Origin of the sequence: Saccharopolyspora cebuensis, from assembly GCF_039542665.1 — a bacterium.
Lineage (GTDB): Bacteria > Actinomycetota > Actinomycetes > Mycobacteriales > Pseudonocardiaceae > Saccharopolyspora > Saccharopolyspora cebuensis.
The window spans coordinates 276,695-291,077 of sequence record NZ_BAABII010000010.1; the positions used below are offsets into that span (position 1 = coordinate 276,695).

The 14,383-nt window shown below is 74.5% G+C and carries 10 protein-coding genes; 8 read left to right on the forward strand and 2 right to left on the reverse strand.

The features are described 5' to 3' along the window. Positions 1-93: 93 nt before the first annotated feature. Together ABD976_RS15750 and ABD976_RS15755 are read left to right on the forward strand one after the other, a co-directional pair. Positions 94-1,425 (forward strand): CitMHS family transporter, encoded by a 1,332-nt coding sequence (locus tag ABD976_RS15750; protein ID WP_345363720.1) that lies wholly within the window; start codon positions 94-96, stop codon positions 1,423-1,425. A 163-nt stretch (positions 1,426-1,588) separates the two neighbouring features. Further along, positions 1,589-1,975: a winged helix-turn-helix transcriptional regulator gene (locus tag ABD976_RS15755; RefSeq protein ID WP_345363722.1), complete on the forward strand. Its 387-nt coding sequence runs from the start codon at positions 1,589-1,591 to the stop codon at positions 1,973-1,975. 7 nt (positions 1,976-1,982) lie between these two features. Here ABD976_RS15755 and ABD976_RS15760 read toward each other — a convergent pair whose 3' ends face one another. Then, positions 1,983-4,742, reverse strand: a complete 2,760-nt coding sequence (locus tag ABD976_RS15760) for an ATP-binding protein (protein ID WP_345363724.1) — start codon at positions 4,740-4,742, stop codon at positions 1,983-1,985. Positions 4,743-5,293: 551 nt separating this feature from the next. Between ABD976_RS15760 and ABD976_RS15765 the strand changes: the two genes are divergently transcribed. From ABD976_RS15765 to ABD976_RS15790, 6 genes are all read left to right on the forward strand, one after another. Then, positions 5,294-6,934 carry an ABC transporter substrate-binding protein gene (locus tag ABD976_RS15765; RefSeq protein ID WP_345363726.1) on the forward strand — a complete coding sequence of 547 codons (1,641 nt, stop codon included), beginning with the start codon at positions 5,294-5,296 and terminating at the stop codon, positions 6,932-6,934. Next, entirely contained in the window at positions 6,916-7,869 is a 954-nt protein-coding gene (locus tag ABD976_RS15770) for an ABC transporter permease (protein ID WP_345363727.1), read from the forward strand. Before ABD976_RS15765 ends, ABD976_RS15770 begins: the two co-directional genes overlap by 19 nt. Further along, positions 7,866-8,696 (forward strand): ABC transporter permease, encoded by an 831-nt coding sequence (locus ABD976_RS15775; RefSeq protein WP_345363728.1) that lies wholly within the window; start codon positions 7,866-7,868, stop codon positions 8,694-8,696. The genes ABD976_RS15770 and ABD976_RS15775 overlap by 4 nt, the downstream gene beginning before the upstream one ends. Further along, complete coding sequence (locus tag ABD976_RS15780) at positions 8,693-10,255, forward strand: dipeptide ABC transporter ATP-binding protein (protein WP_345363729.1); 1,563 nt, start codon at positions 8,693-8,695, stop codon at positions 10,253-10,255. Before ABD976_RS15775 ends, ABD976_RS15780 begins: the two co-directional genes overlap by 4 nt. 153 nt (positions 10,256-10,408) lie before the next feature. Next, on the forward strand, positions 10,409-11,626 hold the full coding sequence (locus tag ABD976_RS15785; protein ID WP_345363730.1) for an acyl-CoA dehydrogenase family protein: 1,218 nt from the start codon (positions 10,409-10,411) through the stop codon (positions 11,624-11,626). Continuing rightward, a complete protein-coding gene (locus ABD976_RS15790; RefSeq protein WP_345363732.1) occupies positions 11,619-12,617 on the forward strand; it encodes an MsnO8 family LLM class oxidoreductase in 999 nt (332 codons plus the stop codon). Before ABD976_RS15785 ends, ABD976_RS15790 begins: the two co-directional genes overlap by 8 nt. A gap of 61 nt (positions 12,618-12,678) precedes the next feature. On the opposite strand, the gene ABD976_RS15795 is transcribed toward ABD976_RS15790, so the two are convergent. Beyond that, the gene (locus ABD976_RS15795) at positions 12,679-14,130 is read right to left on the reverse strand and encodes an MFS transporter (protein ID WP_345363734.1); all 1,452 of its coding nucleotides are present in this window, start codon (positions 14,128-14,130) and stop codon (positions 12,679-12,681) included. Positions 14,131-14,383: the final 253 nt, after the last annotated feature.

Genomic DNA, 14,383 nt, shown 5'->3' on the forward strand with positions numbered 1-14,383 from the left:
CCGACCACGTCGAGCGGCACGCGGTCGGGCGGAGCTCCCGCCCCCTCATGCGCGGCGGACCCGCCGCGCCGCAGTCCGGAAAGGAGGAAAGCCGTGATCGCGCTGCTCGGACTGGTCATGGTGACCGTGTTCCTCTACCTGGTGATGAGCAAACGGCTCTCGCCGATGGTGGCGTTGATCGTGATCCCGGTGATCTTCGCCGTGCTCGCGGGTTTCGCCCCGGACCTCGGTTCGATGGTCCTCGACGGCATCACCGAGCTGGCCCCCACCGCGGCCATGCTCATGTTCGCCATCCTGTACTTCGGCATCATGATCGACGCCGGTCTGTTCGACCCGATCGCGCGCGGCGTCGTGCGGCTCACCCGCAACGATCCGCTGCGGCTCATCGTGGGGACGGTCGCGCTGGTCGCCGTGGTGTCGCTGGACGGCGACGGCACCACCACGTTCATGATCACGGTGTCGGCGCTGCTGCCGATCTACCACCGGCTCGGGGTGAGCCCGGTGCTGATGACCGGGTTGGCGTGCATGACCAACGCGATCCTCAACGTGGTCCCCTGGGGCGGCCCGGCCGCCCGCGCCGCGAGCGCGCTGCGGCTGGACCCGCAGGAGATGTTCGTGCCGATGATCCCGGCGCTGCTCGCCGGGCTGGCCACCGTGTTCGTCATCGCCTTCGGGATCGGCCTGCGGGAGCGGGCGAAGCTGCGCACCCGGGAACTGGTGCCCGCCGGTGCCTCCGGTCCGCCCGCGGACGGCCCGGCCGGTGGCGCGGGCGGCTTCGACGTGCTCGCCCCGGACCGCGAGAGCCTGCGGCCCCGGATGCTGTGGTTCAACGCCGCCCTGACCGCCGCGCTGCTGATCGGGCTGATCGTCGGGGTGCTGCCGATCGCGGTGCTGTTCATGATCGGCACCGGCATCGCGCTGATCGCCAACTACCCGCGGCTGGAGCAGCAGCGCACCCGCATCGCGGCGCACGCCGACAGCGTGGTGGCCGTGGTGTCGATGGTGTTCGCGGCGGCGGTGTTCACCGGGGTGCTGTCGGGCACCGGGATGATCGAGGCGATGGCGCACTACCTGCTCGCCGCGATGCCCGACGGGCTGTTCCCGTTCTTCAGCGTCATCGTCGCGGTGCTCAGCGTGCCGTTCACCTTCTTCATGAGCAACGACGCGTTCTACTTCGGCGTGCTGCCGATCCTGGCCGAGGCCGGGGCGCAGCACGGCATCGGTGCGATGGAGCTGGCGCGGGCCTCCCTGCTGGGGCAGCCGATCCACATGCTCAGCCCGCTGGTGCCCGCGATGTACGTGCTGCTCGGCCTGGCGAAGGTCGACCTGGGCGACCACCACCGGTTCGCGATCAAGTGGGCGCTGGTGGTGTGCGCGGTGGTCATCTCGGCCGGGTTCGCGCTGGGCCTGGTCACGGTGCACTGACGGTCCGCCGGGCGCGGTCGCACCGAACCCCGGTGCGACCGCGCCCAGCGCTGTCCGCAGTGGACGATCGGCGGGGCGCCGTGCCGCGCCTCCCGGTCGGCGGGACGCGCCGCACCCGGCGGGCTAGGATGCGGGGTGACGCGGTGCGCGACGGAGGTGCTGGATGACCAGGCGGAGCGGCGTCGGATCCCAGCGGCCGAACGACCACGCGTGCGCGTTGAGCGAGGTGGTCGAGCAGGTCAGCGGCAAGTGGAGCATCGGCGTGCTGCTCGCCGCCGCGGACGGCCCGGTCCGGTACACCCAGCTGGAGCAGTCGGTGACCGGCATCAGCCGCCGGATGCTCACGCTCACGCTGCGGAACCTGGAGCGCGACGGCCTGCTGGTCCGGACCGCGTACCCCACCGTGCCGCCGAAGGTCGAGTACACCCTCACCGGCATGGCCGTGGAGCTGTGCGAGTCGCTGACCGCGCTGACCGACTGGGCGCAGCGGCACCGGGACGCGATCGAACGGTCCCGGGTCGCCTACGACGCCGAACCGGGCACCGGCTGACGACCGGTCACGACGATCCGGTGCGCGGCTGCGCGGTCTCGGCGTGGTGGGCGGCCCGCCCCCGGTGGTGGTCGAGCAGTTCGGCGCCGCCGCCCGCTTCCGCCAACCACCGGGTGCAGCGCTGGTGCTTGTCGGCGCGCGTGGCCTTCGGGAGCTGGGAGTAGGCGACGTCGCGCACCAGGCTGTGCCGGAACTCGTACTTGAACTCGCCGTGCCCGGAGCGCTGCCGGGTGCGCACCAGGAAACCGCGCTGCTCCAGGTACTTCAGGTACTCGGCCACCTCGTCGCGGGCCAGCCCGCTGATCTCGGTGACCGGGTCGGCCCACACCACCCGGTCGAAGACGGCCGCGTTCTGCAGCACCGACTTCTCCACGCGCGACAGGGTGTCCAGCCGGGCGGCGATGATGTTGTACACCGACTGCGGCAGCCGCACCGACCGCTCCGCGCTCGCGCGCGGGCCCGCGCACGAGATCGTCAGCGCCGGTACCGCCAGCTCGCGGCCGGGCACCAGCTCGTTGCGCAGCATCCGGACGTGCTCGGTGGCGTAGAGCGGGTTGCCGCCGACCCGTTCGATCAGGTCCTGGTGGAAGCCGCCGTCGTCGTGCTGCTCGGGGCTGTCCAGCGGCTTGTCGCACAACCCGTGCCGGACCAGCAGCGAGGCGAGCAGCCGCCGGGTCGCGTCCGGGGGCAGCGGCCCCACCGTGACGGTGGTGACGTCGTGCTTGCCGCTGCCCCAGGACGGGCGGCGGCGCAGCAGCTCCGGACGGGCGGTCGCGATCACCAGCAGGGGCACCGGCCCGAGCTGCTCGTCCAGGTCCTCGACGAAGTTCAGCAGCGTGTCGTCGGCCGATTGGAGGTCCTCCATCACCACCACCAGCGGTCCGCGCGCCGAGACCTCCTCCAGGAAGCGCCGCCACGCCTGGAACGCCTCGTCGACCGCCGCGGGACCGCGCACGTCGTCCTGCAGACCGGCCAGCGGGCGCAGGTGCGACAGCAGCCACGCCGCGGTGTCCGCATCGCCCACCAGGTCGTGCACGGCGCTGCTGAGCTTCTGCACGGCGATGCCGGTGGTGTCGGCGTGCGAGATGCCGCAGTAGGCCTTCACCACGCCCGCCAGCGCGGTCAGCGGCGCGTTCCAGCCGAAGCGCGGCGTGCGGCCGATCAAGCAGCGCACCGGCCCCGACGTCTCGGCCGACACGCGGAACTCGCTGATCAGGCGGCTCTTGCCGATCCCGGGTTCGCCGAGCAGCGTGACCAGGCGCGGTGTCCGCCGCTCCTGCACGTCCGCCAGCAGCCCGTCCAGGGTGGCCTTCTCCCGCTCCCGGGCCACGAACGGGACGCTGACCGTGGCCCCCTCGTGCTCCGGGCGCACCGCGAGGACGTCACCGCCGGTCGAGGCCGTGTCGGCGTAGGTGACCGCCCCCAGGCTGGCCAGCCGGGTCGTCTCGCAGACCCGCATCTCGCCGGGCTGCACCGAGCCCAGCAGCCGCAGGCAGGCGTCCAGCACGTCGCCGGTCACCTCGCCCGGGGCGCCGCCGGGACGGCTGGTCACCAGCGCTTCCCCGGTGGCCACCGCGGCCCGGATCCGGTGCTGCGGCTCGCCGCCCGGCCCCCGCGGGGCCTGCGCCCCCAACCGCTGGCGGAGCCCGAAGCCGGCCCGGATGGCCCGTTCGGCGTCGTCCTCGTAGGTGCGGCGGGTCCCGAAGGCGGCGAACCACACGGCGCCGAACGTGGTGTGCAGCGTGCCGCCGAAGCGGTCCACCTCGTCCCGGACGGTGGCGGTGAGCCGCCGGAACACCTCGTCCACGTCCTCCGGGTCGTGCTCGCCGGGCACCCGGAGCTGGTCGGTCTGCACCAGCAGCACGCTGACCCACTTGCGCTCGGTGGTGGGCCTGGTCGGCGGCGCGGCGGGTGCGGGTTCGGCCACCGGGGCGGGCGGCGCGGAGGTCTCGCGGGCGACCTCGATCCGGGAGGCGCTCCGCGCGGGGGCGACCGCGTCGGCGACCTGGTCCAGGCCCGGGTCCTGGTTGAGGATGGCGCGTTCCAGCCGTTGCAGCTCGTGCCCGGGATCGAGGCCGAACTCGTCGATCAGGGCGGTGCGCGCCCGCCGGTAGACGCCCAGCGCGTCGGCCTGCCGACCGCACCGGTACAGGGCGAGCATGAGCTGCCCGCACAGCCGTTCGCGGGGCGGTTCGGTCTCCACCACGGTCTCCAGCTCGCTGACGACCTCGTGGTGGTTGCCCGCGGCCAGCTCGGCCTCCACGTAGTCCTCCAGCGCGGCGAGCCGGGCGTTGCGCAGCGCGGTCAGCTCGGGCCAGTCGATCCCGGCCTCGGTCAGGTCGGCCAGCGCCGGGCCGCGCCACAGGCCCAGCGCCCGCCGCAGCGTGCTGGCCGCCGACGTCCAGGACCCCGTGGCGAGCTCGGCGCGCCCGTCCTCGACCATCGCCTGGAACCGGGTCAGGTCCACCCGGTCGTCGGCGACCCGGAGCAGGTACCCGGGGGCGTGCGTGAGCACTTCCGGGTCGTCGGCGTCGGCGGCGTGCCGGGCGAGGGTGACGCGCAGTCCGGACACGGCGTTCTGCAGCATCTTGCGGGCGGTCGGCGGCGCCTGCTCGCCCCACAGCGCGCGCAGCAGCCGGCTGGTGGCGACGACCTTGTTGGCGTTGAGCAGGAGGTAGGCGAGGGTGCAGCGCTGCTTCAGCCCGCTGATCGGCACCTTCTCACCATCGACCAGGACCTCCAATGGGCCGAGCAAGTTGAACTGCATGAGAACTCCCCAGAATGGTGTCCGAATGGCGAAGTGGTGCGGCTCGTCACCTGGTGCGGCGGCGACACGTGCGCGGTGCGCCCCCGCGCCCCCGCGCCGCCCGCGGGTTCGCGGTGCCATGTGACTTCGCGTGCACGGTGCGTCCCTCCGTCGTCCGCGATCGTGTTCGGCCACCTCTTCGCCCGGATCTTCCCGGTGGGAAGTTACTCCTCCCCGGAGGCGCTTGTCGGCCGTGCCGTGAATTGATTCCAGCCCTCGGGAGAAGAGATCGGAACGGGAACCACCCGCGCATTCCGGGGGAATCCCACCGGCGGTCCGGGTACCGCTGTTCGGACGCACCCGGATACGTCGGAAAGGGTCCGCCGGTGCCCGTGCCGGACCGCGGTCCGCGCGTCGGCGCTGGACCGTCCACTACGGACAGTTGGGGGGTCTAGGGGGGTGAACAAGGGGATCGGACCAGGTCCGTTCGGGGCAGACTGGGCGAACCGCGACGGCGGAACGCGGGTTCCTGCCGCGTTCGGCGACACCACCGATCCCGAGGGGTGAGGTCCATGCACGATCGACGCGCGGTGCTGCGCCTGGCCGCCCTGGGAGCGTCCGCCGCCGCGGTGTCGGCGTGCTCCCGGACCGCGCCGGCGGCGGCCCCGGGCCCGCCGCGCCGCGGCGGGACGTTGACCTTCGCTTCCGCCGTCGACAGCGAGAGCTGGGACCCGCACGTGGCGTCGACCGACGTGACCGGCCTGCTGCTGCGCGGGGTGTTCGACTCGCTGGTGGCGCAGCGGCCGGACGGGTCGGCGGCTCCCTGGCTGGCCCGCTCCTGGCAGGTCTCGCCGGACGGGCGCACCTACACCTTCCGGCTCCGCGACGACGTCACCTTCAGCGACGGGACCCCGTTCGACGCCGAAGCGGTGCGGCTCAACTTCGACCGCATCGTCGCCCCGGAGACGGCGTCCCGGCGCGCCGCCGGCCTGCTCGGCCCCTACGAGGGGACCGAGGTGCTCGGCGAGCACGCGGTCGCGGTGCACTTCCGCAGCCCGTACTCGGCGTTCCTCAACGCCGCCAGCAGCACCTTCCTCGGGTTCCACTCGCCGCGGGCGCTGCGCGAGCACCCCGACGACCTGGCCTCGGGCGGGCGGTACGCGGTGGGGACCGGTCCGTTCACCTTCACCGAGGTCCGGGCCGGGCAGCGGGCGGTCTTCCGCCGCCGGGAGGACTACCGGTGGGCACCGGAGACGGCCGCGCACCGCGGCCCGGCCCACCTCGACCGGCTCGTCTTCGAGATCGTCACCGAGGACTCCTCGCGCACCGGAGCCGTGCTGTCCGGGCAGGTCGACGTCGCCGACCAGATCCCGGCGGAGCGGCTCGGCGCCATCCGCGCCCACCAGACCCTGCGGGTGGTGCGGGCGGTCACGCCGGGTTCGCCGTACTCGTTCCACCTCAACACCCGGCGCCCGCCGTTCGACGACGTGGCGGTGCGCCGGGCGGTGCGCTGCGCCATCGACGTCGGTGCCGTGGCGAACGGGGTGTTCCTCGGCGAGTACCCGCGCGCCTGGTCGCCCCTGACGCCCGGCACGCCGGGCTACGCGCCCGCGCTGGAGCGGAGCTGGCCGCACGACCCGGCGCAGGCCCGGCGGTTGCTCGACGAGGCCGGGTTCACCGGTCGCGACGAGCAGGGCTACCGCACCCGCGACGGCAGGCGGCTGTCGGTCGAGCTGCCCTACGTGCAGTCCTTCGTCTCGACCAAGAACCGGACGGTCAACATCGGGGTGCAGGACCAGTTGCGCCGGGTGGGCGTGGAACTCGTGCTCGCGCCGCTGGATTCGGCGGCCAGCATGGGTCGCACCCGCACCGGTGACTACGACCTGTTCGCCTTCTCCTGGGGCGGCGCGGACGGCGGTCCGCTGCGCACCCTGTTCCACTCCGGCGAGCAGTTCCCGGACGGCGGTGCCAACGGTTCCCGGGTCCGCGACCCGCTGCTCGACGAGTGGCTCGACCTGCGCCAGGCCACCACCGATCCGGTCCGGATCGCCGAGTACCAGCGGCGGGTGCAGCACCGCGTCGTCGAGCAGGCCTACGCGGTGCCGGTCTACGTGCCGCTGCGCGACACGGCGGTGGGGCATCGGGTGCGGGGGTTGACCTTCGACGCGCACTCGTGGCCGAACTTCTACGACACGTGGGTGAGCGAGAGCTGATGGTCGTGCGCTTCGTGCTCCGCCGGCTGCTCGCCGGGATCGTGGTCGTCTGGGCGACGGCGACGCTGGCCTTCCTCGCCATCCGGCTGATGCCGGGCAGCGTCGTGGACGCCGTCCTGGGCCCCGGGGCCGCGGCCACCCCGGAACTGCGCAGGCAGATCGTCGCCGAGGCGGGGCTCGACGATCCGCTGGTGGTGCAGTACCTGGACTACCTGGGCGGCCTGCTGACCGGGGACCTCGGGCGTTCCTACCAGCAGAGCCAGCCGGTGAGCAGGCTGCTGTCCGGGCAGATCTGGCCCACCGTCGAGCTGGCGCTGGCCGCCCTGGCCGCGGCGTTCCTCCTCGCGGTGCTGGCGGCCGTGGTCACCGCGGGACGCGGCCGGTTCGCCAAGGCGGTGGCCTCGACCGTGGAGCTGATCGCCGTCTCCACGCCGGCGTTCTGGCTGGGCATGGTGCTCATCGCGGTGTTCTCGTTCGGCTTGGGCTGGTTCCCCGCCATCGGCGCGCGGGGGCTCGCCGGGCTGGTGCTGCCCGCGCTGGCGCTGGCGGTGCCGCTGGCCGGGGTGCTCGCGCAGGTGATCCGGCAGGAGCTGGAGGCGGCGGAGGCCGCGCCGTTCGCGCTGACCGCCCGGGCGCGCGGGCTCTCCGAGACCGCTCTGCTGCTGCGGCACACGCTGCGGCACGCGCTGCTGCCGGTCACCACCTTGTCCGGCTGGGTGCTGGGGAGCCTGTTCGGCGGTGCGGTGCTGGTGGAGAACATCTTCGCCCGGCCCGGGCTGGGCCGGGTCCTGGTGGAGGCGGTGTCCGCCCGGGACATCCCGGTGGTGCTGGCGCTGGTGGTGCTCGCGGCGATCGCCTTCGTGGTGATCAACGTGGTGGTCGACCTGCTGCACCCGCTGATCGACCCGCGGCTGCGAGGAGGTGCGCCACGATGAACCCCGGACGACCGGCGACCGGTGGATCGACGACGACGGCGGTGCTCGGTGCGCTGGCCGGGGCGGTGCTGCTGGTGATGGTCCTCGTGGTGGCCTTCCCCGACTGGTTCGCGCCGTACCCGCCGGAGCGGACCGATCTGCGCGCCGTGCTGGAGGGACCCAGCGCCGCGCACCCGCTCGGCACCGACCAGCTCGGCCGCGACGTGCTCTCCCGGCTGGTCGACGGCGCGCGGCTGTCCGTGCTGATCGCCGCCGCGGCCACCGCGGTCGGGGTGCTCGGCGGTGCGCTGATCGGCTTGCTGTCGGCGGCCGCGGGCACCCGGGTGGACTCGCTGCTGATGCGCGCCGTCGACGTGCTGCTGGCCTTCCCGGAGCTCCTGCTGGCGCTGCTGGTGGTGGCCGTGCTGGGCAGCGGTGCGGTCAACACCGCGCTGGCGATCGGCATCGCGGCGATCCCGAACTACGCCCGCCTGGTGCGCGGCCAGGCGCTGGTGGTGCTGCGCTCCGACTACGTCGAAGCGGCCCGGATGCTGGGCGTCGCGCCGGCCCGCTACCTGGTGCGGCACGTGCTGCCCAACGTCAGCGGACCGGTGGTGGTGCTCGCCTCGATCGGCACCGGCACCGCGCTGATCACCGCCTCGGGGCTGAGCCTGTTCGGCCTCGGGCCCCGGCCGCCGCAGGCCGACTGGGGCGCGATGGTCGCCGACGGCAAGGACTTCCTGCAACTGGCGTGGTGGGTCTCGGTGACCCCCGGTGCGGCGATCGTGCTGGTCGTCGTGGTCATGACCCTGGTCGGTCGCGGTCTGCAGATGAGGGTGCTGCGATGAGCTTGCTGGACGTGGAGGACCTGCGGGTGGGCTTCGGCAGGGGCGCACCGGTGGTCTCCGGGGTGTCGCTGTCGGTGCGCCCGGGCGAGTGCGTCGCGCTGGTGGGCGAGTCGGGCTCGGGCAAGAGCGTCACCGCGAGGTCGCTGCTCGGCCTGGCCGGCCGGGACGCGCGGGTCGGCGCGGCACGGCTGGAGATCGCGGGTGCGGACGCGACCGGCTTCACCGAGCAGCGGTGGCGGGCGGTGCGGGGCCGGCGCGTCGCGCTCGCGGCGCAGGACGCGATGGTCTCCCTCGACCCGCTGCGCACGGTGGGCGCCGAGATCGCCGAGGCGGTGCGCCGCGGCGGCGTGCGCGGTGCCGCGGTCACCGAGCGGGTGGTGGACCTGCTCACGCGGGTCGGGGTGCCCGAACCCGAGGTGCTGCGCGAACGCCACCCGCACCAGCTCTCCGGCGGGCTCCGGCAGCGCGCGCTGCTCGCCTCGGCGCTGGCCGGGGACCCGGACCTGCTCATCGCCGACGAGCCCACCACCGCGCTGGACGTGGTCGTGCAGGACCAAGTGCTGGGCCTGCTCGCCGAGACGACCCGCGACGGCCGGGGCCTGCTGCTGGTCAGCCACGACCTCGGCGTGGTGTCCCGGCTCGCCGACCGGGTGCTGGTGATGAGCGGCGGGACCGTCGTGGAGAGCGGGCCGCCGGAGGAACTGCTGCGGGCGCCCGCGCACCCGCGCACCCGGGACCTGGTGGCGGCGATCCCCGGCAGGCGGCGGGTCGCGGCCCCGACAGCCGGGGCCGAGGTGCTGCGCGGCCGGCACCTCGTCAAGGACCACCGCGGGCCGGGGGGATCGGTCCGCGCGGTCGACGACGTGTCGTTCTCGCTGCGGGAAGGCGAGGTCCTCGGCGTGGTCGGGCAGTCCGGGTCCGGCAAGAGCACCCTCGCGCGGCTCGCGATGGGGCTGGTGCGCCCGGATTCCGGCGAGGTGCTGCTGGCGGGGCGGGACTGGTCCGCGCTGCCCGAACGCGCGCGCCGACCGCACCGCGGGGCCATCCAGCTCGTGCACCAGGACCCGCTCTCGGCGTTCGACCCCCGCCACCCGGTCGCCCGCATCATCGGCGAGGCGCTGCCGAGGGCGGCGCGGGCCGCGCGCGTGCCGGAGCTGCTCCGCCAGGTCGGCCTGGGACCGGAGTTCGCGAGCCGCCGGCCGCGCACCCTCTCCGGCGGGCAGCGGCAGCGGGTGGCGCTCGCCCGCGCCCTCGCGCCGTCCCCGCGCGTGCTGATCTGCGACGAACCGGTGTCCGCGCTGGACGTCTCGGTGCAGCGGCAGGTGCTGGACCTGCTGGAGCGGTTGCGCGCCGAGACGGGCGTGGCGCTGGTGTTCATCACCCACGACCTGGCCGTGGTGCGCGAGATCAGCGATCGGGTCGTGGTGGTGCACGAGGGCCGGATCGTCGAGCGGGGGACGACCGAGGAGGTCTTCACCGCCCCGCGGCACGACTACACGCGCCTGCTGCTCGCCGCGACGCCCTCGGTGGAGCGGCCGGGCGAGCGGTCGGCGTCGTGACCGCCCGTCCGGGATCCGCTCGTCGCGCGGTGCTCCCCTCCTGCCGCGCCGGGCCGCTGCGGCCCCGCGGGGATGCGAACCGATCACCTGGGGAAGGAACGACTCCGCGGACGGGCACCGGTGACCACCACGACTGGACGAGGTTTCGAGATGATGAACAGCGCTGATGTCGTCGGCCGGGGGAGCGTCGCGGCACTGCGGGCGGCGCGGTGGCCCGAGCTGCCGCCGGGCGGCCCCGCCGAGCAGTGGCGCGCCCGGGCGGCCGACGTGGCCGAGGTGCTCGCCGCCGACGCCGCCGAACGGGACCGCGCCGGGGAACCGCCGCACGCCGAGGCGGAGCTGCTCAAGGCGGCGGGGCTGGTGACCGTGCTCGGTCCCGCCGAGCACGGCGGTGGGGGGCAGCGCTGGTCGACCGCGCACCACGTGGTGCGCGCGCTCGCGGCCGCCGACGGTTCCATCGGGCACCTCCTGGCGCACCACTACGCCTGGGTGTGGTTGGCCGAGTTCATCGGCACCGACGAGAAGATCGAGCACATCGGCGAGGTCGCGGTGCGCGCCCGGTGGCTGTTCGGCGGCCCGTCGCGGGTCCGCGAGGCGGCGCTGGAGATCTCCGACGCCGGGTCCGACATGGTCTTCCGCGGCGAGATCGACGACCCCATCGGTTGCCAGGTGTGCGACATCGTGATGCTGGAGGGCCGGATCCCGGGGCGCCCCACGCCGATCAGCGCGCTGGCGATGGCCACCGAGCCGGGATTCTCCCTCGCCGGGCGCCGGACCGGTTTCGGGCTGCGGCGATCGGCGTCCGCGCCGGTGCTGGTGGACGACGTCGCGATCCCGTGGACCGGCGCCCTCGGGCACGTGAACAAGGTGTTCCGCCCCCGGACCTACAACGCCTTCCTGCACCCGACGCTCGACCTCGGGTTGGCCAACGTCTTCCTCGGCCTGGCCCGCGGTGCCCTGGACGCGGCCGCCGACCGCGCGCGGGCGTCGGCGCGGGCGGCCGGTGTCCTCGGCGCGCTGCTGCCGGTGCTGTGGCAGGCCGAGGCGTTCGCCGACGAGGTCGCCCGGGAGGCCGAGGTGCTGCACGACCGCCGCAGGTCGGTGGACGGCCGGGACCGGGACGGGCACCGGGTGCGGGCGACCGCGGTGCTCGACCGGGCCGCCGCCGTCGCCGAGGAGGTCTGCCGCCGCGCCTTCGACGCGGTCGGCACCGCCGACGCCGACATGGCGGCGCTGGGCCGTTTTTGGCGGGACGTGCGGGCGCTGGCCGCGCGCGTCGCGCCCGACATCGCCGAGGTCGGCCACCACTTCCTGACCGGTGGGCGCCGTCGGCACGACGAGATCCGCAGCGAGGAGACCGACGATGAGTGACCGCATTCCGCTGTCCGTCCTGGAGCTGGCCCCGGTCGAACGCGGTACCGCCGCGGCCGGTGCCGTCGCCGCCGCCCGCGAGGTCGCCCGCTGGGCCGACGCCGCCGGGCTGCACCGGTTCTGGGTGGCCGAGCACCACAACTCCGGCAACATCGCCAGTTCCGCACCGGCCGTGCTGCTCGCCGCGGTCGGCGCGGTGACCGAGCGGATCCGCCTCGGCTCGGGCGGGGTGATGCTGCCCAACCACCCGCCGCTGGTGGTCGCCGAGTCCTTCGGCACGCTCGACGCGCTGCACCCCGGCCGGGTCGACCTGGGCGTCGGCCGGGCACCGGGCACCGACCCGACCACCGCCGAAGCCCTGCGCCGCGTTCCCGCCGAGCGGTTCGGGTCCGAAGTGGACGACCTGATCGGGTTCGTGCGCGGGTCTTTCCCGCCCGGTCACCACTACGAGGGGATCCGCGCCGTCCCGGCTCCCGCCGCACCGCCGCAGGTGTGGATGCTCGGGGCCAGCACGTCGAGCGCGCGGGCCGCCGCGCTGCTCGGCCTGCCCTACGCCTTCGCCCACCACTTCTTCGGGGCGACCGGCGCGGCCGAGGCGCTGGCGGCGTACCGGGCGGAGTTCCGCCCGGTCTCCGGGATGGCCCGGCCGCACGCGATGATCACGGCGCACGTCGTGTGCGGTGAGGACGCCGAGCACGCCCGCTGGCTGGCCGCACCCGCGATCATGTCGGCGCTCGGGGTCGGTGGCGCGGGGCGGGCGGAACCGTTCGCGAGCCCGAAGGAGGCCGACGCGCAGGAGTGGACGGCCCGCCAGCGCGCCGAGGCCGACGCCATCGTCGCGGCGCAGGCGATCGGGGACGCCGAGCACGTCGCCGGGCGCCTCGCTGAGCTGCTGGCCACCACCGGCGCCGACGAGCTGATGGTGACCAACAACGTCACCGACCTCGACGAGCGGATCCGCTGCTACGAACGGGTGCGGGACCTGCTCTGACCACTGCGGACGAAAGCGGGGGGTGCGGCATCGGCCGCACCCCCCCGCTTCGTGCGCGCGGTCAGCGCTCGGCAGGTTCCGGGACCTCCTCCCGGGCGGGGGAGCCCCCGGGCGCGGCGCCGGGCTTGCGCAGGATCAGGACGCTGAGCGCGGCGCCGGCCAGGGTCACCACCGCGGCCACCCAGCCCGCCCGCTGCAGGCCCGCCACCACGGCGTCGGATCCGGCGGTGGCGCCGACCCCGGCGGTGGCGACCGCGACCAGCGCGGCCAGGCCCACCGCGGAACCGATGTACTGCGAGGTCGAGGCCAGCGCCGAAGCCACGCCCTGCTGCTCGGCGGGCACCCCGGTGGAGACCGCCACGAAGATCGGCGGGAACGACAGCCCGGCGAACACGCCCCACAGCACCACGCCCGGCAGCACGGCCCAGTAGGAGCCCGCGGTCGACATGCCCAGGGCCAGCGCGATCATCGACGCCGCCACCCCGGTCATGCCGGTGACGAGCGTGGTGCGGATGCCGAAGCGGTTGAGCATCAGCGGCACCACCTTCGCCGAGGCCGCCATGCTGCACAGGCTCAGCGGCAGGAAGGCGAAACCGGCCTGGAGCGGGGTGTAGCCCAGCACGGTCTGCAGGTAGGTGGTGAACAGGTAGTACTGGGTGCCGACGGTGCCCATGAACACGAAGATCACCGTGATCGCGGCGACCACGTTGCGGTTGCGGAAGATCCGCAGCGGCACCAGCGGATCCCGGGTGCGGGACTCGATCCCGAGGAAGGCGACCAGCAGCAGCGCGCCGAGCACCACGGCGCCACCGCCGCGGGCCGTGAGCCAGCCCGTCTCCGGTCCGCTCACCAGGCCGAACACCACCAGCGTCGCGCCGGCGGTGGAGGTCAGCGCGCCCGGCAGGTCGAAACCGCGCGCCCCGGTCCCCGGCGCGTCCGGCGCGAGCAGCGACGGCGTGGCCAGCAGGGCGAGGGCGACCAGCGGGACGTTGACGATGAACACCCACTCCCAGCCGAGCAGGCTGGTGAGCACCCCACCGCCGAGCGCGCCGACGGCGGCGCCGGAGGCGCCCGCGGCGCCCCAGATGGCCATCGCGCGGTTGCGGCTCGGGCCCTCCGCGAAGCTGCTCGTGACGAGCTTGAGCGTCGAGGGGGTGAGCAGCGCGGCGCCCAAGCCCTGCACGGCGCGGGCGACGATGAGCATCGCGGGGCTCACGGCCAGCCCGGCCGCCAGCGAGGAGAGGCCGAACAGCGCCAGTCCGAGGACGAACATCCGCCGGGCGCCGAGCCGGTCCGCGGCGCGTCCGCCGAGCAGCAGGAACCCGCCGAAGGCCACGGTGTAGGCGCTGACCACGGCTTGCAGGGACTGGTCGGAGAAGTCGAGCGCGCGGCCGATCTCGGGCAGCGCGACGAACACGATGTCGAAGTCGATGGCGGTCATGAACTGGGCGAACGCCAGCAGGGCGAGGACGAGCCCGGGCCTGGGGGCCGGTCGGGCGGCTGTCTCGTTCACGGTTTCCTCTCTCGGATGTCCGGGACGGGCGTGGTGCGCCCCGCCGCGGGCGCGTGCTCGGCCCGCGCGGGGCGGTGGCGGAGGTTCCGCAGCGGTCCAGGGCCGGCTCCGGGGAGCCGTCGACCGGGCCGTCCTGCGGTCAGTCTGCGGCGCCGCGACGGCGCTCGGAAGGAGGCACTTCCTTGTGCCACGGGAACATCGATGTGTCCGTCCGGGCAGCGGGCCCGGACCGGGCGGCGGGAGCGACGACGGT

What these genes read in the sequence shown, in the direction of transcription:
- ABD976_RS15755 (WP_345363722.1), top strand. Translation starts at nt 1,589, where the DNA reads ATGACCAGGCGGAGCGGCGTCGGATCCCAGCGGCCGAACGACCACGCG.
- ABD976_RS15760 (WP_345363724.1), bottom strand. Translation starts at nt 4,742, where the DNA reads ATGCAGTTCAACTTGCTCGGCCCATTGGAGGTCCTGGTCGATGGTGAG.
- ABD976_RS15765 (WP_345363726.1), top strand. Translation starts at nt 5,294, where the DNA reads ATGCACGATCGACGCGCGGTGCTGCGCCTGGCCGCCCTGGGAGCGTCC.
- ABD976_RS15775 (WP_345363728.1), top strand. Translation starts at nt 7,866, where the DNA reads ATGAACCCCGGACGACCGGCGACCGGTGGATCGACGACGACGGCGGTG.
- ABD976_RS15780 (WP_345363729.1), top strand. Translation starts at nt 8,693, where the DNA reads ATGAGCTTGCTGGACGTGGAGGACCTGCGGGTGGGCTTCGGCAGGGGC.
- ABD976_RS15785 (WP_345363730.1), top strand. Translation starts at nt 10,409, where the DNA reads ATGAACAGCGCTGATGTCGTCGGCCGGGGGAGCGTCGCGGCACTGCGG.
- ABD976_RS15790 (WP_345363732.1), top strand. Translation starts at nt 11,619, where the DNA reads ATGAGTGACCGCATTCCGCTGTCCGTCCTGGAGCTGGCCCCGGTCGAA.